This is a genomic window from Microbacterium sp. K2, from assembly GCF_051365005.1.
Classification (GTDB): domain Bacteria; phylum Actinomycetota; class Actinomycetes; order Actinomycetales; family Microbacteriaceae; genus Microbacterium; species Microbacterium foliorum_B.
This window is the reverse complement of the sequence record NZ_JBLWII010000001.1, coordinates 1,047,209-1,071,123: the sequence shown is the minus strand read 5'-3', so window position 1 is coordinate 1,071,123 and position 23,915 is coordinate 1,047,209. Positions and strand designations below refer to the sequence as shown.

Here is a 23,915-nt window from a genome sequence, read left to right as displayed (position 1 = left end):
ATGGAACAATGGCGGGATGAGCATGCTGAACCGTCCAGCTGACAGCCGCGATGAGGGCGAGATCGTCGCCTCGACCCGCGATTACGAAGGCGCCCAGAAGACGGTGTCCAAACTGATCGCCCAGGAGGTGCCGGCCCGAGACATCGCGATCATCGGGCAGAGCGTCCGCACGGTCGAGCGCATCACGGGACGACTCGGCTATGCCGCCGCGGCACGATCGGGAGCGATCAACGGCGTGCTCATCGGCCTCTTCCTCTCCGCGATCCTCGTGATCGGCAACCCGGAGGTGCCGATCCAGCTCTTCGTCGGGTTCGTCTTCATCGGCGTCGCGCTCGGCATGCTCCTCAGCCTCGTGACCTACGCGATCGTGCGCCGACGCCGCGACTTCGCGAGCGTCACGCAGTTCGCCGCAGACCATTACGAGGTGCGAGTGCAGTCGACGTCACTCGCGAAGGCGCGTCTCGCCCTGGGCGCGGCCAAGCCTGCGCCGGTGCGGGCGCCCGTCGACCTGGACGAGCCGCCGAGGTACGGCGAGCGCATCGCCCCCGGTGGCCAGCCCGCCCCTGCCCCTGCACCTCCGGCAGCGCCTCCCATCTCGCCGGAGGACCCGACTTCCGGGCCGACCCCGCCGCTCGGCGGCCCTGAGGCCGTTCCCGAAGAGCCGACGGTTCCGCCGCGCCCCGCGGATCCCACCGCACCTCCTACCGCACCTCCGATCGACTCGCCCGACCCCGGCAAGCCCGGTCTTCCGCCCACCTCGGCGGGAACCATCTGATGTCCGACGAACAGCGCGATACCGACTCCTCTGGAACGCCCGTGCACCCCGCGGTGCCTCCCGTCCCTCCTGCGCCTCCTGCACAGGGGCCGGTGCCGCCGGCGCCCGTGTACGGCTACGCTCCGCCCCAGGCCCCGGGCTATGCCCAGCAGCCTGCGCCGCTGTCGCCGGGATACGCTCCGCCCGCAGCTCCTGGTCACGCTCCGGCGCCGCAGCAGCCGGCCGGATACGCCCCGCCGCAGACGCCTCCTTCCCCGGGGTATCCGGCACCTGGCTATCCGGCGCAGGGTTACCCCGCCGGCACCTATCCCGCCGCCGTGCCACCGCGCGGCCTGCTCCCGTGGGCGCTCGGCCTTCTGATCCTGGTGCCGTTCCCGTTCGTGGGCGGATTCGCATCAGGGATCGCCATGGCCGTCAGCGGCGGCTCGTCGCGTCGCTTCGGAGGCGTGGCCGGTGAGAACGCTCGGGCGGCCGCGAACTGGGGGCTCACATATCTGCTGGTGTCGACGGTTCTGCTCATCTCGCATTTCGTGATCCTGTTCTCACTCACGGCCGATTCTCCGTCGAGCGGGTTCTACCCCATCGGCATTCCGATCACGATCTACTTCGCGCTGTCGGTCTTCCATGTCGTCCTGGTCATCATGGGCATGGTGAAGGCTTCGAGCGGCAAGGTCATGCGCGTACCGTTCGCGATTCCCTACCTGCGCGCCTGATGGTCGAGATCGTCGTCGATCTGCCCGCCGGACCGACCGCCGTCTCGGCTGACTGGTCGGCAGGCGACAGCGGATCGACCGTGATCGTCGCGCACGGCGCGGGCACCGGCAAAGACCACCCCTTCCTCACCGGCTTCGCCGAAGAGCTCGCTTCCCGTGGACACGCCACGCTGCGCTTCAACTTCCCGTACGTCGAGCAGGGGCGTCGGATGCCGGGGCCGGCGACGCACGCGATCGCGACCTGGAACGCCGTGGTCGCCTTCGCGCGCGAGCAGGACCCGGCTGCGGCGATCTGGGCGACCGGCAAGTCCTACGGCGGGCGGATGGCATCCATGGCCGTCGCGCAGGGACTCTCCGTCGACGGGCTCGCGTACCTGGGGTACCCGCTGCACGCGCCGGGCAAGCCGGAGAAGCCTCGGGCCGAGCACCTTCCGGCCATCAGTGTTCCGCAGCTGTTCATCGAGGGCACGAACGATCCGTTCATCCAGCCGGTGACGCAGTTCGAGGAAGTCGTCTCGACCTGTCAGGACGCGAGGGTCATCTGGATCGAAGGCGGCGGTCACACCTTCGAGGTGAAAGGGCGCAAGCGCCCACCGTCCGAGATCGGCGCGTCGCTCGCACCGTTCGTCGCGGACTTCGTGCAGCACTCGTGAAGGGCCTGCACCACATCGAAATCTGGGTACCCGACATCGATGAAGCCTCGGGCAGCTGGGGTTGCTGCTGGAACGGCACGGCGCCCGCTGTATCAGGACCGGTACCCGCACGCCGGGGGGCCGGATCACTATGCCGGGTGGGTCGAGAACGCCCAGGGGTTCAAGGTCGAGATCGTCGCGGATCCGCCCGCGTAGACATCATCCGAGCGACGTGAGCTCTGCGTCGTCGAGCAGTCGGCGCATCGTGGAGAGCCCGAGAGCGCTCATCGCAGGATTCGAGTCCTCGTAGTACCAGCCGAGTCCCATCGCCTGCTGCAGCGCCCACCCGGCGGCCCGCTGCCATTCGACATCCGAGGCTCCGACGTGCTCGCGGAGGAGGCGCCGGCGAGGCGCGTCGAACAGGTGCCAGCCGGCCAGGCGATCGCCCGAGACCAGCAGGTTGAACGGGGTGAGATCGCGATGGCTCATCACGTCCGGGCCGGAGCGCGGGAGGTCGCGCAGGGCGCGCCACAGGCGACGCACTCGGGCCGCATCGACCAGGTGGGCGCTTCTCTCGATGCAGAGCGCGACCCACTCGTCGTGATCAGAGAGGACGCCCCCACGACCCCGGCCGTCGAACTTGCGCCCGCGCACATCCGCGGCCCGGAGCGACGCGATCAGCGTGGCGACCTCGCAGGCCAGGGGGTCGGATGTCGCGTGGAGGTCATGGCTCGCTGTCTCGCCCGGCACCCACGTCTGCACCGACCACGCCGACGGATACTCCGGCGTCGCCGCACCGATGCCGAGAGAGCGGGGCGATGGCACGACGCAGACGTCTGCGAGTTCCTCCATCGCCGCAGCCTCAGCGGCGAGTGTCTCTGCCGATTCTGTGACGAGGGGGAACCGAGCCGTGAAGTCGTCGCCGATTCGGACGATCGTGTTCACAGTGCCCGTGGTGCGTACGCGCTCGACCGGCAGGTGGGCGAGCACCGGAAACCGCTGCGCGATCACTCGCGCAGCGGTCTCCTCGGTGAGTACGAGCTGGCCCTCGTGCACGCAGCGGGTTCAGCTCTGGACGCGAGCGATCCAGGCCTCGACCTCGTCGGCGGTGCGCGGGATGTCGGCCGACAGATTGACCGGACCGTCCTGCGTCATCAGGATGTCGTCTTCGATGCGCACTCCGATGCCGCGGTATTCCGCGGGCACGGTGAGGTCGTCGATCTGGAAGTAGAGGCCGGGCTCGATCGTGAACACCATGCCGGGGGCGAGGATGCCGTCGTAGTACATCTCCCGACGGGCCTGAGCGCAGTCATGCACATCGATGCCCAGATGGTGCGACGTGCCGTGCACCATGTAGCGACGGTGCTGTCCACCGGCATCCGCGTCCAGCGCTTCCTGCGCGGTCACCGGAAGCAGACCCCACTCGGCGACGCGGGCGGCGATCACGCGCATGGCGGCCTCGTGCACCTCGCGGAAGCGCACGCCGATCCGCGCGGCGGCGAACGCGGCATCCGCGGCCTCGCGCACCGTCTCGTAGACCCGGCGCTGCACCTCGGTGAAGGTGCCGGAGACCGGCAGGGTGCGGGTGATGTCCGCGGTGTAGAGGCTGTCTGCCTCGACGCCGGCATCCACGAGGATCAGGTCTCCGGGCACGACCGTTCCGTCGTTGCGGGTCCAGTGCAGGTAGCAGGCGTGGGGACCGGATGCGGCGATCGTGTCGTAGCCCTCGCCGTTGCCGTCTTCGCGAGCGCGGCGATGGAAGACGCCCTCGACGACCCGCTCGCCTCGGGCGTGCGAGATCGCCTCGGGAAGCGAACGGATCACGTCTTCGAAGCCCTGTGCGGTGATGTCGACGGCGTGGCGCATCTCAGCGATCTCGAACTCGTCCTTGACGAGGCGCAGCTCAGAGACGAAGCGGGTGAGGTCATCGTCCTCTTCGAGCACGAGCTCGCCCTGGACGTTCGAGAACTCTTCGAGGTGGTCGGTCGCGACGTCGAGGTCTGCGGCGACCCCGGCGAGCGAAGGACGCGGACCGATCCAGAACTCTCCGACGGTGGCATCCGCGTAGAACTCGGTCGTGGTGCGGTCGGCGCGCTCTCGGAAGTACAGCGTCACATCGTGGCCCGAGTCGGTCGGCTCGAACACGAGGATCGAGTCGGGCTCGGCATCCGATGCCCAGCCGGTGAGGTGCGCGAAGGCAGAGTGGGGGCGGTACGGGTAATCCGTGTCGTTGCTGCGCTGCTTGAGCGACCCGGCCGGAATGACCAGGCGCTTGCCGGGGAATGCGGCCGAGACGGCGGCGCGGCGCACAGCAGCGAACGGCGCCTGTGCGCGGGGAGCGGGGATCGACTCGGGGCGCTCAGCCCATCCGGTCGAGATCGTGTCGAGGAACCCACGGGGGAAGGGCTGCTTCCGGTTCGTGGTGGTGGCTTCGACGGGGGTCTCAGTGGTGGGCTCTGCGATCGTGTCGCGTTCTGCGGTGCTCATCCCTCCAGTCTGTCACCTGCGTGACGACCGCGGGATGTCAGCCTGCGGGCTCGAGCTGCACCACGAGGCCACGATGATCGCTGCCACCGCCGCCGCCGATCACGACCGATCCGGTCGTCGTCCAACTGGGCGATGCCATGACGTGGTCGATCGGCGTGCTCAGCAGTGCCGGCAGCGAGCTGGGCCAGGTTCCGCTGAATCCGTTGCCCGATCGGGTGGCTGCGTCGCGGCAGTAGCCCATGTCGCCGCCGTCGACGCCGAGCCCCGCCATGTGGTCGATCGTCGCGTTGAAATCTCCTGCGAGGATGAAGTCGCCCGCGGGGCACTGGTCGGCGATCCAGCGCAGATCGCTCTGCCACTGCGCCATGTCGTCGATGCGCGGTGCGACAGCATGCACGGCGACGATCGTCGGACCTGTGCCATCGACCGGCATCAGCACCGCACTGGGCACCGAGCCGGTGTTGTTCGAGCCGTCCTCCGACGACGCGATCACGGAGTACTCGCCGAGGTCGGGGGAGACCAGGACAGTCGTGTGCCACGACTTCGGACCGTCGACGACGTCGGGTTTGAACTGCACGTGGTGCACCCACATCGGGTGATCCTGATCACGAAGCAGCACGGCGACCTGCTCGCCGACCGCTTCCGTGGTCTCGGGGAGCGCGACGATGTCGGCGCCTCGATCGAGGATCTCCTGGGCGATCTCCTCGGCGGACACCTCGTCGCCGGCGGTGTTCCAGGTGAGCACGCGGAGGCTCGAATCGGTGGGGGCGGGGAGCGTGTCTGCGCCGAACCCGCGCAGGAAGCCGATGGCTCCGGTCGCCCCGGCCCCGAGCAGTGCGACGATCAGGACCGATGCCGCGAAGCCGCGCAATGGCTTCGCGAGGAGGAGGAGCAGCGACAGCGCCGCGATGACGAGGAATGCCGCGAGCACCACTCCACGGGCGGCCACGATCTGAGCGAACGGGAAGGTCTGCTCGAGGTGGAAGAACTGCGGCCACACCACGACTGCCGTCGCGATCGCGAACAGCACGGTGAAGAGGATCCCCAGTAGTCGAAACATCCCCTCCAGCCTAGAAGTCCTCGCTGTGAAGTCCCTAGAGCGACGGGCATGCGCGACCGGGGTCTGCCGTCGTCGGTACGCTCGGAGCATGGCCTCCGCTCGCTCCCGCCGTTTCGCCGGTCCGTCCGACCTGCATATGCACTCGAATCATTCGGACGGCACTGAGGCGCCCGCCGAGGTCGTGCGTCAGGCGCAGCGGTTCGGAGTGCGCACGATGGCGCTGACGGACCACGACCGCACCACGGGGTGGGACGAGGCGGCAGCGGCGACTGCCGAGCTCGGGATGACGTTCCTCCCCGGCATGGAGCTCTCGGCGAAGCACGAATGGCGCAGCGTGCACGTGCTGGGCTACCTGTTCGATCCGCTCGACGGGGCGCTCAGAGCTGAGACCGATCGGATCCGAGGTGATCGGATCGGGCGAGCCGAGCGGATCGTCCGCAGCATCGGTCGCGACTACGACCTCGACTGGGACGACGTGCTCGCCCAGACCACCCTGGACGCGACGGTCGGCCGTCCGCACATCGCCGACGCTCTGGTCGCTCGGGGGATCGTCCGGGATCGTACCGAGGCGTTCGACGGGATCCTGCACCCGCGCGAGGGCTACTACGAACCGCACTACGCCCCCGACCCGCTCACCGCGGTGCGTCTGATCACCGACGCCGGAGGAGTGGCGATCATCGCGCACCCCGCGACGGTCGGACGCGACCACATGATGCCGTTGCATTTCATCGAGCAGCTGATCGCCGCCGGCTTGGGCGGTTTCGAGATCGACCACCGCGAGAACACCGCGGCGGGTAAGAAGGCGCTGCATACGATCGCGGCGAAGCACGACCTGATCATCACCGGCTCGAGCGACTACCACGGCACCGGAAAACCCAACCTGCCCGGCGAGAACACCACCTCTGACGAGATGGTGCAGCGACTCATCGAGCGCGCGACCGGAACCGCACCGCGCTACGCCTGACGGCGGTCGTTCCGCGGGCCGCCTCCTGAGCGGTGCCCGGGCGAGACAGCAGAGGGGGCGGATGCCGCTGCTGCAGCATCCGCCCCCTCTGAGGTCGATCAGGCTCCGGCGACCGGAGCTGCTCCTGTGCCGCCCGAGCCACCACGACGGCGGCGGCGACGACGCGCCGGGGCAGGCTTGCCGTCGTGATGCTCCTTGCCTGCGCCGTCATGGGTGCCGGCGCCCTCGGCGCTGCGATCGGCTGACGGAGCGGACTGCGACCCATCGGCCGGCTCCTCGGAAGCGCCTTCTGCGAACGTCGAACCCACCGGGGTCGAACCGCCCCGACGACGCCGACGGCGACGCGTGCCGCCCTCGTCCGCGCCCTCCGCCGCGACGTCTGCTGCACGTTCCGGGCGCGGAGTCCGCTCGGTCTTCACCGACTGCGTCTTCGGTGCCGACACGAGGCGGCCCTTCGTGCCGGCGGGGATGTCGAGGTCTTCGAAGAGGTGCGGGCTCGACGAGTACGTCTCGGTGGGTTCGGGCTGGCCGAACTCGAGGGCGCGGTTGATCAGCGCCCACTTGTGCAGGTCTTCCCAGTCGACGAACGTCACGGCGATGCCGGTCTTGCCCGCGCGCCCGGTGCGGCCGACGCGGTGCAGGTACGTCTTGTCCTCGTCGGGGATCGTGTGGTTGATGACGTGGGTGACGTCGTCGACGTCGATGCCGCGCGCGGCGACGTCGGTCGCGACCAGCACATCCCGCTTGCCGGCCTTGAAGGCCGCCATCGAGCGCTCGCGCTGATCCTGGCCCATGTCGCCGTGCACGCCGCCGACGTTGAATCCGCGGTCGCTGAGCTCGTCGACCAGACGCTGCGCGGCACGCTTGGTGCGCGTGAAGATGACGGTCTTGCCTCGGCCCTCGGCCTGCAGGATGCGGGCGATGATCTCGTCCTTGTCGAGCGAGTGCGCCCGGTAGACGAGGTGCTTGATGTTCGCCTGGGTGAGGCCCTCATCGGGGTCGCTGGCACGGATGTGGATCGGGTTCGACATGAATCGACGAGCGAGCGCGACGATCGGGCCGGGCATGGTGGCCGAGAACAGCTGCGTGTGCCGCACTGCGGGGACCTTCTGGAAGATCTTCTCGATGTCGGCGAGGAAGCCCAGGTCGAGCATCTTGTCGGCCTCGTCGAGGACGACCTCGGTCGCGTTCGACAGGTCGAGCAGGCGCTGGCCGGCGAGGTCGATGAGACGACCCGGCGTGCCGACGACGATCTGCGCGCCGGCCTTGAGTTGGTCGATCTGACCCTCGTAGGCCTTGCCGCCGTAGATCGCGACGACGCTGGTCGAGCGGTTGCTCGTGAGCAGGTCGATGTCTTCGTACACCTGCACCGCGAGCTCGCGGGTGGGAACGACGATGAGCGCCTTGACGCCGTGTTCGGGGTCGAGCCCCAGTCGCTGCACGACGGGGATGCCGAATCCGAAGGTCTTGCCGGTGCCGGTCTTGGCCTGGCCGATGATGTCCTGGCCGGGAAGGCCGAGGGGGATGGTCTGCTCCTGGATGGGGAAGGCGTCGACGATGCCCTTGGCGGCGAGTGCGTCGATGATGTCCTGATCGATTCCGAGATCAGCGAAGGTTGTCAATGTTCAGATTGCCTGTCCGGCGACCTGCGAGGATCGCCACGTTCACGGATCCACGCCGTCTTTGTGCCACAGGCGCGGGCCCCGCTCCGACGGCGGGGACACCGACAGCCTACCCGAGGGGGTGGTGGCGCCCGGAAGGACCCCTTCGTCCGAGTATTGTGAACCCCGTGGTGAACTGGTTCTGGAAGCGTAGGACGCCCCGGCGCACACTGACGTTGCGCAGTCGAGGGGATCAAGGCGCGGCGACGCGTGTCGACTTCGCCGAACTCGCGCCTGAGCTGCCACGATTCCTCGGACAGGCCGCGTACCTGCAGCTGGGGTACTTCGAGACACTCACCCGACTGATCAGGGCGACGCCCGAGCTCTCCGAGAAGGAATCCCTGTCTCGTGCGGCCGGTGCCGCGCTGACGAAGCATCGGGCCATCGTCGACCTGATCGCCGAGCGCGGTGACGATCCGACGCAGCTCATGCTCCCGTTCCGCGAGAATCTCGACGCCTTCCGTCGCAAGACGATCGGGGCGCGTCCGCGCGAGACTCTGTTGGCCGTCTACATCACCGCAGGCATGCTGGACGACTTCTACTTCGCCCTCGCCTCGAGCTACGGCGAGACCGGCGAGCGGGTGGCGGCCATCCTCGCTGAGGACGATGCGCGCCACGAGATCGTCGCGATCATCCAGGAGACCATCGACGGAGACGGCGAATGGCGGTCGCTGCTCTCGATGTGGGCGCGCCGCCTGGTGGGGGACACGATTCTCGTGTGCCGCTCGGCGTTGCGGCAGCCCGAACTCGCCGCCATGAGCGAAGACCGCGTCGAGCTGGTCTACACCGAGCTCATGGGGGCGCACGCCCGCCGCATGGATGCGATGGGTCTCGCCTCTTAGACCGAGGCGCTCAGATGCCGAGTGCGGCCTTGGCCGACGTGTCGGACCGGCGGCGTGAGGCGACGATCGCGACGGTGGCCCCTGCTGCGATGACGACGGAGCCGACGATGCTCGCGACCCACAGCCAGATGCTTCCCTCTCCGACGCCGAGCCACTGAAGGCCCGTGTAGAAGAGGGCGGCGAGGGCTGTGGCGATCGCTGGCGTCAGGGCGACCCCGCGCAGCTCGCGGCCACCGATCATGTAGTGGGCCGCGATGCCGAGCACGCACGCTCCGACGAGAGCGAGGAGGATGTACATCGTGACGTCAGGCGAAGAAGCCGACGCGACGAGACTCCTCGGTGCCGAGCTCGATGTAGGCGAGGTTCGCGGTCGGAACCAGGTAGGAGTTGCCCTTCACATCGGCGAAGCTCAGGTGAGAGGTGTTCTGCTCGAGAGCCGAGGAGACCTGCGTGCGGACCTCGTCCGCGCTCGAGGCGGTCTCGAAGCTGAGCTCGCGGCCGGTGTTGATGATGCCGATGCGGATTTCCACGCGTACTCCTGTTTTCCAGTCGACGATGCTGTGATCGAGTCGACCTCGGGGGCCGACGACTGCGCCCAACTCTACCGGGCGGCGGGACGACGGGATCCGCGGATCGGACCGGTTTCGCCCTGAGCGCACAGCGTCGGGGGCGGGCGGCGGGCGGCGATGTCCGTGCGCCGCAGTAGCGTGGAGGACATGACAGAGGACGCCGCGCAGAACGCCGTGATCGGCGCAGACGCGTCGGCATCCGGCGTCATCATCGGGGCGCCGGGCACCGGCAAGACCCGCACGCTCACCGAGCGCGTGGTGCATCTGCTCGACACCGTCGGGATGCGTCCGGAGCAGCTCCTCGTCCTCACACCGAGCAGGCAGGCGGCCACCGCGTTGCGCGACCGCATCGGAGTCAGGATCGGTCAGGCCACTCCCGGCCCGCTGGCGCGGTCGCTCGGGTCGTTCGCCTTCCAGGTCGTGCGCGGAGCGATGGTGCGCGCAGGAGCAGAGCCGCCGGCCCTGCTGACAGGGGCAGACCAGGACCGACTGATCGCCGAGCTGCTCGCGGGCGATGCGGAAGACGGCCGCATCGAGTGGCCGCAGGCGCTGAGCCCCGCGGTCCGGGCATCGAAGGACTTCCGTTCCGAGCTCCGTGCGTTCCTCGCCGAGTGCGTCGAGCTCGGCGCACAGCCTGACGAGCTGCGCGCGGCCGACGATGCCGCGTGGTCGGCCGTCGCCGACTTCCTCGTCGAGTACCGCGCGGTGCTCGATCTGGCGCGGGCATCCCACCGAGACGCCGCAGACCTGCTCGCCGAGGCGCGCATGATCCTGCAGACGGCGGAGTCGGCCGCGCTCGGCCCCCTCGCTGATCTCCGGGTGGTGCTGATAGACGACGCGCAAGAGCTCACACGCGGCGGTATCGCGGTGGTCGAGGCGCTGCGCGCGCGAGGTACGGCGGTGCTCGCGTTCGGCGATCCCGACATCTCCTCGGGAGCGTTCCGCGGAGCGAGCCCGGAGCTGTTCGCTCAGCTCGCGGCCGCGCTCGGCGAGGTGCACGTCCTCGACAGGCCTCACCGGCAGGTGCCCGATCTCACCTCCCTGACCCGCACCGTCACGCAGGCGATCGGGGCATCAGGTCGCGTCGACCACCGGCGCGCCCCCGAACCGCTCGAGGCCCGGGCTCCAGGCGTCCCCACCGACGTCAGCACCTTCGTCGCGCCGTCGCCGCACGAAGAACTCGACCGTATCGCCGGTGTCATGCGCGAATGGCACCTCACCGACGATGTTCCCTGGGATCGCATCGCCGTGATCGCGCACGACACCCGCCAGGTGACACAGCTCGAGTCCGAGCTCGCGGCACGCGAGATCCCGACGAGGGCCGCGGGTGTGCAGCGCCCCCTCGGCTCCGAGCCGATCGTGCGCGACATCGTCGGCATCGTGCGCCTGGCCCTCACTCCGTCTGATCACCGGACCCCCCAGGACTGGGAGGAGGCCCTCCGCACTCCGTTCGGAGGCATGGACGCGATCGGTCTCCGGCGCCTTCGCGCACGTCTGCGTCATATCGAGCTCGACCTCGGCGGCTCCACGCCTGCTCGGGAACTCCTGCGTCAGGCACTGGCATCGCCTGATCACTTCACTCTCATCGACGCGCAGGAATCCCGCCTGGCCGCACGCTTCGCCTCGACCGTCGCCGAGGTGGCCACCGCGGCGGCCGCGGGCGAGACGATCCACGATCTCCTGTGGAGGGTCTGGGATCAGTCCAGGGCAGTCGACGGACGCAAGCTCCAGGTGGCGTGGCGTGAGATGTCGCTGCAGCCGAGCGGTGCGGAGACCGCGAGGGCCCTCGACGCTCTCGTGTCGTTGTTCGGTGCGGCGAAGCGGTTCGTCGAGCGCACCCCGAACGAGAAGCCGGAGGTGTTCGTGCGCGACATCCTCGACAGCGAGGTGCCCGAAGACTCCCTCTCGAGTCCCGATCGGCCGGGTCGGGTGACCCTGCTCACGCCGGCGACCGCGCTCGGCACCGAGTTCGACGCCGTCGTGGTGGCCGGAGTGCAGGACGGCATCTGGCCGAACGTGCGACTGCGTGGTGGGATGCTGCAGACCTGGCGTCTCGCAGATGCATTGCTCGCCGCCCGCACCGGCACGGCCGAGAACCCGCCCGAGACGCTCGACCGCAGGCGCGCGGCCCTCCACGATGAGCTGCGTCTCTTCGTTCGCGCGATCTCCCGCTCCCGTCGCAGACTCCTGATCACCGCGGTCGACGACGACGACCTGACGCCCAGCCCGTTCTTCGGATTCCTCCCACCCCCCGATCCACCGGAGCTGCATGCCTCGGCGGAGCATCCTCTGACTCTGCGGGGCCTCGTCGCGCGGCATCGCCGGGTGCTGACGACCTCTGCTTCTCCTGTCGCGAGAGACCACGCGTCAGCCCAGCTGGCGGTGCTCGCGAGGGAGGGTGTGCCGGGCGCCGACCCTTCCGAGTGGTACGGCGTGACTCCGCCGACGACCGACGCTCCGCTGCACGACCTCACGGTCGACGCGGCCCGGGTGTCGCCGTCGCGCATGGAGTCCTTCGAGGAATGCGAGCTGAACTGGGCGGTCTCTGCGCTCGGGGGTGACACCGTGATGCCGCCGTCGGCGGGGATCGGCACGATCATCCACGAAGCGATGGAGCAGGTGCCTGAGGGAGAACTCGATCGCCTGCGTGAGGTCCTCGCCGAGCACTGGCCCGAGCTCGATTTCGAGACGGCCTGGATCGGCAGGAAGGAGCGCCGTCGGGCCGACCTGTACATCGATCGACTGCACAGTTACCTTTCGGACGTCGCCGAGGAGGGCGGTCGTGTGATCGCGGGCGAGGTCGAGTTCCGGTTCGCGGTCGAGGTCCCCGAGGAGATCGGAACTCCGCCGACCGTCCGCGCGGCACCCACCGAGCCCGACCCCCACCCGCATCACGCGATCGTCCACGGTTTCATCGACAGGGTCGAGGCGTACACCGCCGGGGGCGGCGAGCACGCGAAGGCCCGAGGGCAGAGATGGACGCGGATGACCGATGCGCAGGGAGGAGAGCGAGTCGTGGTCGTCGACCTGAAGACGGGCAAGTACGAGCCGGAGAGCGAGCAGAAGGTGGCCGACCACGCGCAGCTCGCCGCATACCAGGTGGCGGTGCAGGAGGGTCTCATCGCAGGAGCGGATCCGGCGGCTCTCGCCGGTGCACGGCTCGTCCTGGTCGCCAAGACCCTTGCAGGGAGCGACTTCCGCGTCGCGCACCAGCACACTCTCGCCGGTGAAGAGCGGGTGCAGTTCCTCGGACGCATCGCCGACGCCGCTCGAGGCATGTCTGCCTCGAGCTTCACCGCCCACGTCGAGGCGCATTGCGCAGACACCCAGTGGCGCGTCCAGCCGTGCCGTATCCACACCGTCGCCGCGGTGAGCGCGTGACGGCGTGGACCGGAGCGGGGAACGGGATCTCTGCACTGCACGTCGCCGCCGCGCTCGGCCTTCCGGCACCCACCGAGGCGCAGCAGCGGGTGATCGAGTCGCCACCCGCACCGGCCCTCGTCGTCGCGGGAGCGGGCAGTGGCAAGACCGAGACGATGGCCGGTCGCGTCGTCTGGCTCGTTGCGAACGGGCATGTGCGTCGCGATCAGATTCTCGGGCTGACCTTCACGCGCAAAGCCGCGGGTGAACTCGCGGAGCGGATCGGCATCCGCCTGGCGCTCATCGACGAATACGGACGAAGGGGGCTGCTGCCGCACCTGCCCGAGATCGTCGCGAGCCACGCGCTCGATCGCGTGTCGAAGGCCGCGAACGGCCGTCAGCGCGAGGTCGTCAGATCACAGGTGCTCGACGAACTCGCGGAGCGCTTCGGGACCGCGGGCGACTCGACCCCGCCATCGGCCGAAGACCTTCTGATCCGCCCGAAGGTGTCGACGTACAACGCGTTCGCGGACGGCATCGTGCGAGAGCACGCGGCGCGCATCGGCCGCGAGTCCGACGTCGCCATGCTCAGCCAGGCGGCGTCGTGGATGCTGGTGCGCGACGTCGTGCTGCGCGCCGACCTGCCAGAGCTCGAGGAGATAGACCGATCGGTGGCGGGAGTGGTCGACGCGGTTCAGCGACTCGCCGGCGACTCTCTCGACCACAGGGTCGATCTCGACCGCGCGGATCGGATCGCGATGCGTCAGGCCGAGGCGTTCGATCCGTACCTGAGCAATGGGGAGATCGCGACCGCGGCGGCGAACCTGCGCGCCCTTCCCGCCCTGTCGGTTCTGGTGCGCGACTACATCGCCGAGAAGGAGCGACGCGGTGTGCTGGACTTCGCCGACCAGGTCAGCGGTGCCTACGACATCGTGGAGTCGTCACCCGATGTGCGCGACGACCTGCGACAGCAGCATCAGGTCGTGCTGCTCGACGAGTACCAGGACACCTCTGTGATCCAGACGCAGTTCCTCGCTCGGCTCTTCCGTGACTCCGCCGTGATGGCGGTGGGGGATCCCCACCAGTCGATCTACGGATGGCGGGGTGCCAGCGCAGACAACCTCCACGCCTTCGCGCGGACCTTCTCCGAGCATGAGACGGTCGGGAACTACAGCCTGATGACGAGCTGGCGCAACGACCGGAGCATCCTCGGTGTCGCCAACCGCATCCTCGGTCCTCTGCGCAGACCGGGGTTGGACGTGCCACCCCTGGAGGCTCGTCCGGGTGCGGGCGCCGGGTCGGTCGAGGTGAGCTTCCCGCTCACGGTCGACGAGGAGGCGCGCGCGGTCGCCGAGTGGTTCGCTGCGCGTCGTGCGGCACACGACGACCCCGCGAAGCCGCACACCGGCGCCGTGCTGTTCCGATCGAAGCGCCATATGCAGACCTTCGCGGCAGCCCTGGCCGCTCAGGGCATTCCCCACCGGATCCTCGGCCTCGGCGGCCTCCTGGCCACGCCCGAGGTGGTCGATGTCGTCTCGACACTGCGGGTACTGCACGATCCCACCGCCGGCTCTGCGCTGATCCGACTCCTCGTCGGCCCCCGGTTCTCGGTCGGGGTCGCCGATATGGCCGCCCTGCAGGAGCTCGCGGCGGAGCTCTCCCGGCGGGACAGCGGGCTGCTGCCGCTGGACGACGAACTTCGAAAGCGCATCCGCGCGTCGCGCGGAGCTGACGAGGCGCTGTCGATCATCGACGCCGTCGATGTGCTCCGAGGCCTCAGCGACGACTACCGCCTTCTGTCGGGCATCACTCCAGAGGGGCGCTCTCGCATACGCGCGGCGGGGGAGATGCTCGAACGCCTCCGTCGGGCCTCCTCGCTGCCGCTTCCCGACCTGCTGAGGCTCATCGAGCTCGAGCTGCGTCTGGACATCGAGCTCGCTGCGAACGAGACGAGGGGGCCGGCCCGCATCGCGGCCACCCAGCTGCGTGCGTTCACCGACGAGGTCCGCTCGTTCCTCGCGGCTGACGAGCGCGGGACCATCTCGAGCCTCCTCGCCTGGCTCGAGAAGGCCGAGAGCACAGACGAGCTGGTGCCGCGCCCGGAGCCGCCGGAGCCGGGCGTGGTTCAGCTTCTGACCATCCATGGTTCCAAGGGGCTGGAGTGGGATGCGGTCGCCGTGGTGCGCATGGTCGAGGGCGAACTGCCGTCGCGACCGACGGACACCTCGGGCTGGTTCGGCTTCGGGGTGCTGCCGTTCGCCCTGCGCGGCGACAGTGCGGCGCTCCCGACGTTCAGCTGGATTCCTCCCTCTGACGAGGAGCTCGATCCTGCCAAGAGGCTGAAGGCCGGGATCGCATCGCTGACGAGCAGGAGCAAGACGGCACCTGGTGCGATCACAGTGTTCAAGGACGCCTATCGCGAGTACCAGCAGGAAGAGGAGCGTCGACTGGCCTACGTCGCCGTCACCAGGGCGCGCAGCCATCTGCTCCTGAACGGGGCGCACTGGGCGGGGCAGAAGCAGCCGAAGGCGCCGAGCCCCTATCTGATCGAGGCGATGGAGGTGCTCGGGCGAGGGCAGATCGAGCCCGTGGATCCTGATGAGAACCCGTACGACGGTCCGGGTGCAACGCTCACCTGGCCACTCGACCCGCTCGGTGCTCGGCGAGGCGTCGTCGAGTCCGCGGCCGCAGCCGTGCGCGCTGCAGCCGAGAGTGACCCGGTGGCCTCCCCGGAGCTGGTCCGTCTGCTCGCGGAGCGCGCCGCGCGACTTCGCGGCGCCGATGCGCCACCGCCGACACGCGTGCCCGCCTCTCGCTTCAAGGACTACGTCACCGATTTCCGCGGCACGGTGTCGTCCATCGTCCGCCCGATGCCGGAGCGGCCCTATCGGCAGACTCGCCTCGGCACGCTGTTCCATGCGTGGGTCGAGCGACGCAGCGAACTGGTCGGCGCTGGTCAGCGTGTCGACGAGGCACTCTGGGAGATCGACGAAGACGACCTCTCCTTCAGTGAGGCCGTCGGCGCAGCGGAGGTCTCATCTGCCGATGCCGCCGACCTCTCGACGCTCCAGGAGATCTTCGAGGCCAGCGAATGGGGATCCCTCAGACCCATCGCGGTCGAGATCGAGATCGACTTCGCGCTGGGCGGCGGGGCGCTGCCGGGCGATGACGGACACATCGTCATCTGCAAGCTCGACGCGGTCTACCGTCGCGAGGATCGGGGTGGGCGCATCGAGATCGTCGACTGGAAGACGGGCAAGGCTCCGCGCACACCGCAGGAGCGGGAGGAGCGGATGCTGCAGCTCGCGCTGTACCGCCTCGCCTACCATCGCCGATTCGGAGTGCCGCTCGACGAGATCGACGTCGCGCTCTACTACGTCGCAGACGACCTCGTCATCCGCGGCGACCGGGTCTACACCGAGTCGGAGCTCTTCCAGCGCTGGAGCGCTGCCCGCGCGGCTCGCTGAGCTTCATCCTCAGGCGAACCCTCGTCGGAGCCATCCGCCTTCTCGGACGCGCGGGTCTGACGGGTGTCGTCGGCCGTGCTCCGCACGGCACCGAGATCTTCCGAGACCTGATCGCGCACCCCGGACAGGTCCTCGGTCTCGAGACCACCCAGCTGGGCGCGACGGGCCGCATCCGCCACGTCGCTGAGATCGCTCGTGCTCTGCGCGTCGCTGTCGTCGTGCCAGAGGTCGTTCGGGTTGTATGCGTCGGTCTGCATCGATGTGTCGACGCCTGATGCGGCGCTCGCCGGCACTCTGTCGAGCGCATCCAGAGCAGACTCGACACCCTCGTTGCGCGACGCGATCACGCCGAGGTCGTCGCTGTGCAGTCCCTCGGCGAGAGCCTCGAGAAGAGCCGCAGCATCGTCGACGATGTCGGGCCGGTGCAACGAGTCGCCGTGCACCAGCCAGCGTGCGAACTCGAGCTCGGCGAGCAGCCGAGCGCGCACCTCGAGTGCGGCGTCCGGGCCGCGATCGGCGGCGCGCGCGTACGAGGCGTGCACGTCTTCTGCCGCGTCAGGGGCGGTCGAGAGCCAGGACAGATCGATCGCCGGATCGCCCACGGCCAGCGAATGCCATCCGATGAGTCCAGTGACCTCGGGGCCGAGCTCCGGGTCGTCGCGGAAGATGAACGAAGTCGACTGCACTCCACCCAGCACGACGGTCGATTCGAAACGCCAGAGGTCGTCGTCGGCGATGGCGTCGCGCCACCTCACCGTGAGTCGAGCAGGGACGCGCCCGGTCGAGGCGGCGACGTCGACCAGTCGAGCGAGTTCGTCGCGGCTCTCCTGCGCAGACCGAGTGGTCAGCCCTGCGCCTCGCACGACCGATGTGGGGAGCGCGTGCACGGCGGCGATCGCCGCGCCCATCGACTCGGCGGCGCCTCGCCCGGCTGGCACCATCGCCGCTTCGATCTGGAATCCGGGAAGCAGCTCGGTCACGAGTGCGTGTGCGTCCGCGAGTCGGGTCTCGCCGATGTACTCGGGAGCTCTGAAGGGCAGCATCGCCCGCGCCCCGGCCGTCAGGGCCCTCAGCGCGAGGGCCTCCGCGGCGAGCTCTCGCGAGGTCTCATCGTCGTCGGCCACACGGATCGCGAGCTCGCGTCCGTCCGCGAGGGTGGCGACGGCGGAGTCGAAGCGTCCGTCGCCGTCGGCGCTGAGCACGCGCGCCCCGGTCACCTCGGCGCCGGGCAGTGCGGCAGTCACCGCCGCGGCTAGAGTGAATGGAGAGCGTCCCATGCCTCCAGGGTAGGTGGACGAGGGGGCGGTCCCGCTCCCGCCACGCCCGTGAGAGAGGGAGCCGATGATCGCCGACAGCAGCACTTCCCTCGACCGCGCCGCAGATCTGCGTGTCGAACCAGGGATCCTCGATCGGCTCCGCGCCGAGGAGGCGACGAGGGTGATCGCCGTCCGCGACGGTCGGGTGCGTATCTCCGGCGCCGAGCTCGATCCGGCCACGCTGCTGCGGGTTCCCGCCTCCGAAATCGGCGACGCGACCTGGGCGCTCCTCGGTCGCGACGGCGACGGGACTGCCGTGCTTCTCGCCGTTCTGCCGCCCGAGGGCGACACCGTCGACACCACTCCTGATGAGGTCTGGCTGGGTCTCCGCGACCTGGGAGCGCGTCTCAGCTCCGGTGACACCGAGCTGCTCATCGAGGCCCTCGCGCTCGGCGGCTGGCTTCGGGATGCGCCGTTCTGCCCGCGTTGCGGGGGAGGGACTGAGGTGCGTCAGGCCGGGTGGTCGCGCCGATGCATCGTCTGCGGGCGCGAGCACTTCCCGCGCACGGACCCCGCGGTGATCGTCGCGGTCGAGAGCTCGGACGGCGAACGACTCCTGCTCGGCGCGAACGCGAACTGGGGCGGACGGATGTACTCCTGCTTCGCCGGATTCACCGAGGCGGGTGAGTCTCTGGAGTCGACCGTGCACCGGGAGCTCGAAGAGGAATCGGGCGTTCGTCTGGCGTCGTTGCGCTACGTCTCGTCTCAGCCCTGGCCCTTCCCGCGCTCGCTCATGCTCGGGTTCCGCGCGGTGGCGCTCGACGACCACGTGCTGCGCCCGGACGGCGAGGAGATCATCGACGTCCGCTGGTTCACCCGCGACGAGATCGGGTCCGCCCTTGCCGGCGACGGACCGGTCGGCCTGCCTGGACCCGCATCGATCGCGCGTGCACTCATCCTCGATTGGTTCGAGGAGCGCGCGTGAGCGCGCTCGAAGCCCTCGACGATCGACAGCGGGAGGCGGCATCCGTTCTGCGCGGTCCTGTCGCCGTGCTGGCCGGCGCGGGGACGGGCAAGACCCGTGTGATCACGCACCGAATCGCGCATGGTGTCGACACAGGCGCGTACTCGCCGTCACGGGTGATGGCGGTGACCTTCACCGCGAAGGCGGCGGGGGAGCTCCGCGGGCGCCTCAGGGCCCTCGGCGTCGAGGGCGTCGCCGCACGCACGTTCCATGCCGCCGCGCTCGCCCAGCTCAACTTCTTCTGGCCGACGTTGGCCGGCTCGCCCGCTCCGTCGATCATCGACAACAAGGTGAGGCTGCTCGGTCAGGCCGCGGACTCGATGCGTCTGCGCCCGAGCACGGCGACTCTCCGCGACATCGCCTCGGAGATCGAATGGCGCAAGGTGTCGATGCTCTCGATCGAACAGCACTCGCTGCTCGGTCGGACGATGAGCGGAATCGACTCCGCCCAGTTCGTCGAGCTGCAGCAGCGCTACGAGGCGCTGAAGGACGAGCGGCGTCAACTCGATTTCGAGGACGTGCTGCTGGCATGCGCCGGCATGCTCGAGGCGGAACCGCGCGTCGCCGCCTCCGTGCACGAGCAGTATCGCCACTTCACGGTCGACGAGTATCAGGACGTCTCGCCGCTTCAGAACCGACTGCTCGAACTCTGGCTGGGCGATCGCAAGGACATCTGCGTCGTCGGCGATGCGAGCCAGACCATCTACTCGTTCGCCGGAGCCGAACAGCGATTCCTGCTCGAGTTCGAGCGGCGGCATCCGGATGCCACGGTCGTGCGGCTCGAGACCAACTACCGTTCGCAGGCGCCGATCCTCGAAGCGGCCAATGCCCTCATGAAGGGCCGGCCGGGTGCGCTCGAGCTCATCCCGGCGAGGGAGACGTTCAACGCGGAATCGCCCACGGTCACGGCGTACGACTCCGAGCGCGACGAGGCCGAGGGGATCGCCGCTGCCGTGGCGGCGCGAATCGAAGCCGGGGCCCCGCCCTCGGAGATCGCGGTGCTCTATCGCGCCCATGCGCAATCCGCCGTGCTGCAACAGGCGCTCGCCGCAGAGGGGATCCCGACATCGGTGCTGGGCGGAACGCGGTTCTTCGCGATGCCGGAGGTGCGTCAGGCGATCCTGGCGCTGCGGGCAGCAGCCGTCGCTCCGACGGAGCAGGGATTCCTCCCCGGCGTGCAACGCGTCCTTCGCGAGCTGGGGCTCTCCGATGAGCCGCCCGCAGCCGGCGGTGCGCAGCGCGACGGATGGGAGGCTCGGCGCGCGATCCTGCGTCTCGCCGAGGACGCCGGGCCGGACGAGAACCTGCGCACGTTCAGCGATGCGCTCATGGCGCGGGCGAAAGACCAGCACGAGCCCACGATGCGCACCGTGACGCTCTCGACCCTGCACGCCGCCAAGGGTCTCGAATGGCCGCACGTCCACCTCGCAGGCTGGGCGGAGGGCGCCCTTCCGATCTCGTACGCCACCGGCTTCGAGGCGATCGATGAAGAACGCCGCCTCGCCTACGTCGGCGTCACGCGGGCCGCGCGTACTCTCTCGCTGTCGTGGTCGCGCTCAGCGGGGCGAGGGGAGCGGGCGCCGTCGCGGTTCCTGGCAGAGATGGGAACGACTGCTCGCGGCACCGGCATTCTTCGTGAAATGTCACCGAACGCCACTCGCGCCGACCATCGCCGCTGACTTCGATGAACGAGCCCGCTGACGATGTCTCCGCGAGGAGCCGTGCGACGAGCGTCGCCGCGTCCGCGATCCGCGCGGCGCTGATCGGACCCGACGCTCGTCCGATGAGCTGAGCGTGCATCCGCGGCCAGGCGTCGTCGCGCTCGCGCTCATGCTCGTCCCGGCAGGTGAGACAGGGGGATTCGCCGGGCACGACCAGGGGGCCGACGGTCGTCCGCCCTCGCTCGAGCGCCACAGGGAGGTGGGAGGTGTCGTCGCGAAGGTAGCGGGCAAAGTGCAGGGCAGCGGCTGCGCCCTCGACCAGCACCACTCCGATGTCGGTGGGGTTCTCACGTGTTCCGGCGGCGATGCCCTCATCGAGGAGCGCTTCGCGCATCCGGTACTCGCAGCGGGCGTCGGCGACGTCGATGCTCTCCACCCACGCGTCTCTCGGAGCCGGGGCATCGTCGACGAGCAGCGGCTCGAGTCGTGAGAGGAGCATCCGTGCCTCCGCTCGCGGTGCACCGGCGGCGTGCGCCACCACATCGAACGCCGTGCGCCGGAACCCGGCGGCCATCCGACCGATGAGACGCTCGACCCACGGCTCAGACGCCGCGATGCGCAGCGTGCCCTCGATGCCGATCTGCAGGGTCTCACCGTCTCGCCAGAGCAGCGGAACGGCGGGATCCAGGCGGGTGATGGTCTTGGGCGTCAGAGGAGACATCCCTCGATTCTGCGGAAACCCGAGCTCCCGATGGGGGAGTCTCGGGCATCCGTGGAAAAGTCAGCGCATCCCGCTCACACCGGGCGGTCGCCTCCCGGGCCGTCACCGCCGTCGGAGTCCTGTTCGTCCTCCGACTTCTCGGGGTTCTCTGCCGAGAAGTCGTCGCCGTCGAGCAGACGCGCGAGTGCCTCGTCGAACTCGTCTGCGACGGGCTGCTCTCCTCGTGCGCTCGCCTGGAGCCGCGCGACGAGCGCAGACGGGTCGTCGATGTCCTCTGAGGTGGGCATGAGGTCGGGGTAGTCCCACAGCGCGTCGCGCCCTGCGATGCCCACGGCGTCTGTCACCGCCTGCCACATCGCCGACGCCTCGCGCAGTCGCCGCGGCCGAAGCTTGAGGCCCACGAGAGCGCCGAGAGCATCTTCAGCAGGGCCACCCACCGCGCGGCGGCGACGGGCCGCCTCGGCGATGCGGGACCCGTCTGGCAGACGAGAGGTGGCCTGCGCGGTCACGACGTCGACCCAGCCGTCGATCGTAGCCACGAGATTCTCGAGACGAGCGAGCGCCTCGCGCTGGGCCTCCGTCTGCGTGGGCAGCAGGGCGCCGCCCTCGATCGCGGCGCGGAGCTCCTCGGGGTTCGACGGGTCGAGGCGGCTCGCGACGTCTTCGAGTGCATCGACATCGACCGTGACTCCGCGGGCGAAGTCGGTGATCTGCGCCATGACGTGCAGGTGCAGCCACTTCGAATGGCGATACAGCCGGGCATAGGCGAGCTCGCGCGTCGCCAGATAGAGGGTGATCTGGTCTTCGGGGATCTCGAGACCCTCGCCGAACGCCGTCAGGTTCTGGGGGATGACTGCCGCGGTTCCGGCCGGAAGCACCGGGATGCCGACGTCTCCGCCGGACACCACCTCGAGCGCGAGGTTGCCGAGCACCTGCCCGAACTGGGCGGCGAAGACCGAGCCGCCGAGACCGCGCATGAGCTTGCCCGCGCCCTGCACGACGTCACGCATCTCCTCGGGCACCTGCGTGTCGAGGGCGCTGGTGAGCGCGTCGGCGATGCTCGTCGAGACGGGGTCGGCGATCTCCTTCCACACGGGCAGGGTCGCTTCGACCCACTCGCCGCGCGTCATCGCCTTGGGCGACTCGGCGAGCTCGGAGATCGTCGTCGCCTCGCCGAGCCACAGGTCGGCGAGTGCGAACGAGTCGACGAGCGAACTCCGCGAGCCGTCGGTGATGCCGAGGCCGTCGCGGTTGGCGATGTGCAGGGCCTGACGCAGCGCGTTCTCCCAGGCGTCACCGCCGAACGCGCCCTGCAGCTGCGACATGATCGTCTGCATCATCGCCGGGTCGAGCTGGATCCCATCCATGCCCGCGAAGGCGTTCTGCAGCGCCTCGGGGTCGATATCGCCGCCACCCTGGCCGGACATCATTCGTCGGAGGAACTCCTGGAAGTCCTCGGGGGTCGGGTCGTTGTCTGACATGTCGCTCGCCTCTCAGCACGCCTAAAGCCGTGCCATCTACGCTAGTCACAGGATCGGCCGCGAGACCCCGAAGCGGGCAGATCGCTGTACGCCGCCCGCGAACGACGGAGGAACCCTGTGGATCGAACCCGGCCTGTGAAGCTCGGACTGGGCGTCTGGGCGCTGGTCGTCGCGCTGATCGCGCTCGTCGTGCTGACCTTCCTCCCGACGCCGTACGTCATCCAGCGTCCCGGCCCGGTCTACGACACCCTCGGCACGGCGGCCGGTGCCGACGGCGAGCAGGTTCCCCTGATTCAGGTCGAGGGCACCGAGACCTTCGAGACCGCCGGGTCGCTCGACCTCACGACCGTGCAGGTCGTCGGCAACCGCGAGCGCACGCCGAGCTGGTTCGAGCTCGCTCTGGCCTGGACGGACTCCTCGAGGGCGGTGGTCCCGCTCGACTCGGTGTTCCCCGAGGGGGTCACGACAGAGCAGCGGGACGAACGCAACGCGACGCTCATGGTCGACTCGCAGCACGAGGCGACCGCCGCGGCGCTCAACGAGCTCGGCTACGACACCGGAGCCGAGGTCGTCGTGCAGGAGGTCGTCGAGGATGCTCCGGCCGAGGGTGCTCTCGAGGCGGAAGATGTCATCACCGCTGTCGACGGCGCCGCGGTGACCTCGGCCAAGCAGCTGCGTCAGGCGATCCAGGATGCAGCCGGCGCACCTGTCGAGCTCACGGTGCAGCGGGCCGGCGAAGACCAGGTCGTCGAGGTGACACCCGCGAAGCAGACCGACGGAGACGTGACGACGTGGCTGATCGGGGTCACCCTGCGCACCGACTACGACTTCGAGATCGATGTGACGCTCCAGCTCGACAACGTCGGAGGGCCGAGCGCCGGCATGATGTTCGCACTCGGCATCATCGACACCGTCACCGAGGGAGAGCTCAACGGCGGAGAGAACGTCGCCGGTACCGGCACGATCGAAGCCGACGGCACCGTCGGACCGATCGGCGGCATCCGGCAGAAGCTCTACGGCGCTCGTGATGCGGGAGCGGACTACTTCCTCGCACCGTCGACGAACTGCGACGAGGTCGTCGGCCATGTGCCGGACGGCCTCACCGTGATCAGCACGTCGACGCTGGAGGAGTCGCTCGCGGCGCTCGACGTGATCGCCGAGGGCGGAGACGTCGGATCGCTCCCGTCATGCGACGTCGTGACCTCCCCGTGACAGGGATGACAGCCGCAGCACAGTAAGGCG

General features: G+C 69.3%; 18 protein-coding genes and 1 pseudogene. 11 read left to right on the top strand and 8 right to left on the bottom strand.

Annotation, left to right across the window (positions count from 1 at the left end):
• Positions 1-16 precede the first annotated feature (16 nt).
• From ACLKOY_RS05375 to ACLKOY_RS05360, 4 genes and pseudogenes are all read left to right on the top strand, one after another.
• Positions 17-775 carry a general stress protein gene (locus tag ACLKOY_RS05375; RefSeq protein ID WP_436452753.1) on the top strand — a complete coding sequence of 253 codons (759 nt, stop codon included), beginning with the start codon at positions 17-19 and terminating at the stop codon, positions 773-775.
• The gene (locus ACLKOY_RS05370; RefSeq protein WP_436452752.1) at positions 775-1,488 is read left to right on the top strand and encodes a DUF4870 domain-containing protein; all 714 of its coding nucleotides are present in this window, start codon (positions 775-777) and stop codon (positions 1,486-1,488) included. Before ACLKOY_RS05375 ends, ACLKOY_RS05370 begins: the two co-directional genes overlap by 1 nt.
• Positions 1,488-2,141 (top strand): alpha/beta hydrolase family protein, encoded by a 654-nt coding sequence (locus ACLKOY_RS05365; RefSeq protein ID WP_436452751.1) that lies wholly within the window; start codon positions 1,488-1,490, stop codon positions 2,139-2,141. Before ACLKOY_RS05370 ends, ACLKOY_RS05365 begins: the two co-directional genes overlap by 1 nt.
• A gap of 81 nt (positions 2,142-2,222) precedes the next feature.
• Positions 2,223-2,336 (top strand): annotated as a pseudogene (locus ACLKOY_RS05360) (VOC family protein); the annotation flags it as partial.
• Between the two features lie 3 nt (positions 2,337-2,339).
• On the opposite strand, the gene ACLKOY_RS05355 reads toward ACLKOY_RS05360, so the two are convergent.
• Genes ACLKOY_RS05355 through ACLKOY_RS05345 form a run of 3 tightly spaced genes read right to left on the bottom strand, consistent with a single transcriptional unit; the run spans position 2,340 to position 5,667 of the window.
• Positions 2,340-3,176, bottom strand: a complete 837-nt coding sequence (locus tag ACLKOY_RS05355; protein ID WP_436452750.1) for a phosphotransferase — start codon at positions 3,174-3,176, stop codon at positions 2,340-2,342.
• Positions 3,177-3,185: 9 nt separating this feature from the next.
• On the bottom strand, positions 3,186-4,607 hold the full coding sequence (locus ACLKOY_RS05350) for an aminopeptidase P family protein (protein WP_436452749.1): 1,422 nt from the start codon (positions 4,605-4,607) through the stop codon (positions 3,186-3,188).
• 37 nt (positions 4,608-4,644) lie between these two features.
• The gene (locus tag ACLKOY_RS05345) at positions 4,645-5,667 is read right to left on the bottom strand and encodes an endonuclease/exonuclease/phosphatase family protein (RefSeq protein ID WP_436452748.1); all 1,023 of its coding nucleotides are present in this window, start codon (positions 5,665-5,667) and stop codon (positions 4,645-4,647) included.
• A gap of 88 nt (positions 5,668-5,755) precedes the next feature.
• Here ACLKOY_RS05345 and ACLKOY_RS05340 point away from each other — a divergent pair, with 88 nt between their 5' ends.
• Positions 5,756-6,631 carry a PHP domain-containing protein gene (locus tag ACLKOY_RS05340; RefSeq protein ID WP_436452747.1) on the top strand — a complete coding sequence of 292 codons (876 nt, stop codon included), beginning with the start codon at positions 5,756-5,758 and terminating at the stop codon, positions 6,629-6,631.
• Between the two features lie 98 nt (positions 6,632-6,729).
• Here the strand turns inward: ACLKOY_RS05340 and ACLKOY_RS05335 are convergent, their stop codons facing one another.
• Positions 6,730-8,253, bottom strand: a complete 1,524-nt coding sequence (locus ACLKOY_RS05335; RefSeq protein ID WP_436452746.1) for a DEAD/DEAH box helicase — start codon at positions 8,251-8,253, stop codon at positions 6,730-6,732.
• 167 nt (positions 8,254-8,420) lie between these two features.
• On the opposite strand from ACLKOY_RS05335, the gene ACLKOY_RS05330 reads away from it, so the two are divergent.
• The gene (locus ACLKOY_RS05330; RefSeq protein ID WP_140036652.1) at positions 8,421-9,134 is read left to right on the top strand and encodes a ferritin-like fold-containing protein; all 714 of its coding nucleotides are present in this window, start codon (positions 8,421-8,423) and stop codon (positions 9,132-9,134) included.
• Positions 9,135-9,144: 10 nt separating this feature from the next.
• On the opposite strand, the gene ACLKOY_RS05325 is transcribed toward ACLKOY_RS05330, so the two are convergent.
• Together ACLKOY_RS05325 and ACLKOY_RS05320 are read right to left on the bottom strand one after the other, a co-directional pair.
• Positions 9,145-9,432 (bottom strand): hypothetical protein, encoded by a 288-nt coding sequence (locus ACLKOY_RS05325; protein ID WP_436452745.1) that lies wholly within the window; start codon positions 9,430-9,432, stop codon positions 9,145-9,147.
• A 7-nt stretch (positions 9,433-9,439) separates the two neighbouring features.
• Positions 9,440-9,664 (bottom strand): DUF3107 domain-containing protein, encoded by a 225-nt coding sequence (locus ACLKOY_RS05320; RefSeq protein WP_053095596.1) that lies wholly within the window; start codon positions 9,662-9,664, stop codon positions 9,440-9,442.
• 186 nt (positions 9,665-9,850) lie between these two features.
• Between ACLKOY_RS05320 and ACLKOY_RS05315 the strand changes: the two genes are divergently transcribed.
• Both ACLKOY_RS05315 and ACLKOY_RS05310 read left to right on the top strand, forming a co-directional pair.
• Entirely contained in the window at positions 9,851-13,084 is a 3,234-nt protein-coding gene (locus ACLKOY_RS05315; protein WP_436452744.1) for an ATP-dependent helicase, read from the top strand.
• Positions 13,081-16,530: a UvrD-helicase domain-containing protein gene (locus ACLKOY_RS05310; protein WP_436454095.1), complete on the top strand. Its 3,450-nt coding sequence runs from the start codon at positions 13,081-13,083 to the stop codon at positions 16,528-16,530. The genes ACLKOY_RS05315 and ACLKOY_RS05310 overlap by 4 nt, the downstream gene beginning before the upstream one ends.
• Here the strand turns inward: ACLKOY_RS05310 and ACLKOY_RS05305 are convergent.
• Complete coding sequence (locus ACLKOY_RS05305; protein ID WP_436452743.1) at positions 16,476-17,807, bottom strand: phosphotransferase; 1,332 nt, start codon at positions 17,805-17,807, stop codon at positions 16,476-16,478. The genes ACLKOY_RS05310 and ACLKOY_RS05305 overlap by 55 nt on opposite strands.
• A 64-nt stretch (positions 17,808-17,871) precedes the next feature.
• On the opposite strand from ACLKOY_RS05305, the gene nudC reads away from it, so the two are divergent.
• A complete protein-coding gene (gene nudC / locus ACLKOY_RS05300; RefSeq protein WP_436452742.1) occupies positions 17,872-18,771 on the top strand; it encodes an NAD(+) diphosphatase in 900 nt (299 codons plus the stop codon).
• A complete protein-coding gene (locus ACLKOY_RS05295) occupies positions 18,768-20,489 on the top strand; it encodes an ATP-dependent helicase (RefSeq protein WP_436452741.1) in 1,722 nt (573 codons plus the stop codon). The genes nudC and ACLKOY_RS05295 overlap by 4 nt, the downstream gene beginning before the upstream one ends.
• A 777-nt stretch (positions 20,490-21,266) precedes the next feature.
• On the opposite strand, the gene ACLKOY_RS05290 is transcribed toward ACLKOY_RS05295, so the two are convergent.
• On the bottom strand, positions 21,267-22,673 hold the full coding sequence (locus tag ACLKOY_RS05290; RefSeq protein ID WP_436452740.1) for a zinc-dependent metalloprotease: 1,407 nt from the start codon (positions 22,671-22,673) through the stop codon (positions 21,267-21,269).
• A 117-nt stretch (positions 22,674-22,790) separates the two neighbouring features.
• Here ACLKOY_RS05290 and ACLKOY_RS05285 point away from each other — a divergent pair, with 117 nt between their 5' ends.
• Entirely contained in the window at positions 22,791-23,885 is a 1,095-nt protein-coding gene (locus tag ACLKOY_RS05285) for a YlbL family protein (RefSeq protein ID WP_436452739.1), read from the top strand.
• The last annotated feature ends 30 nt before the right edge of the window (positions 23,886-23,915 follow it).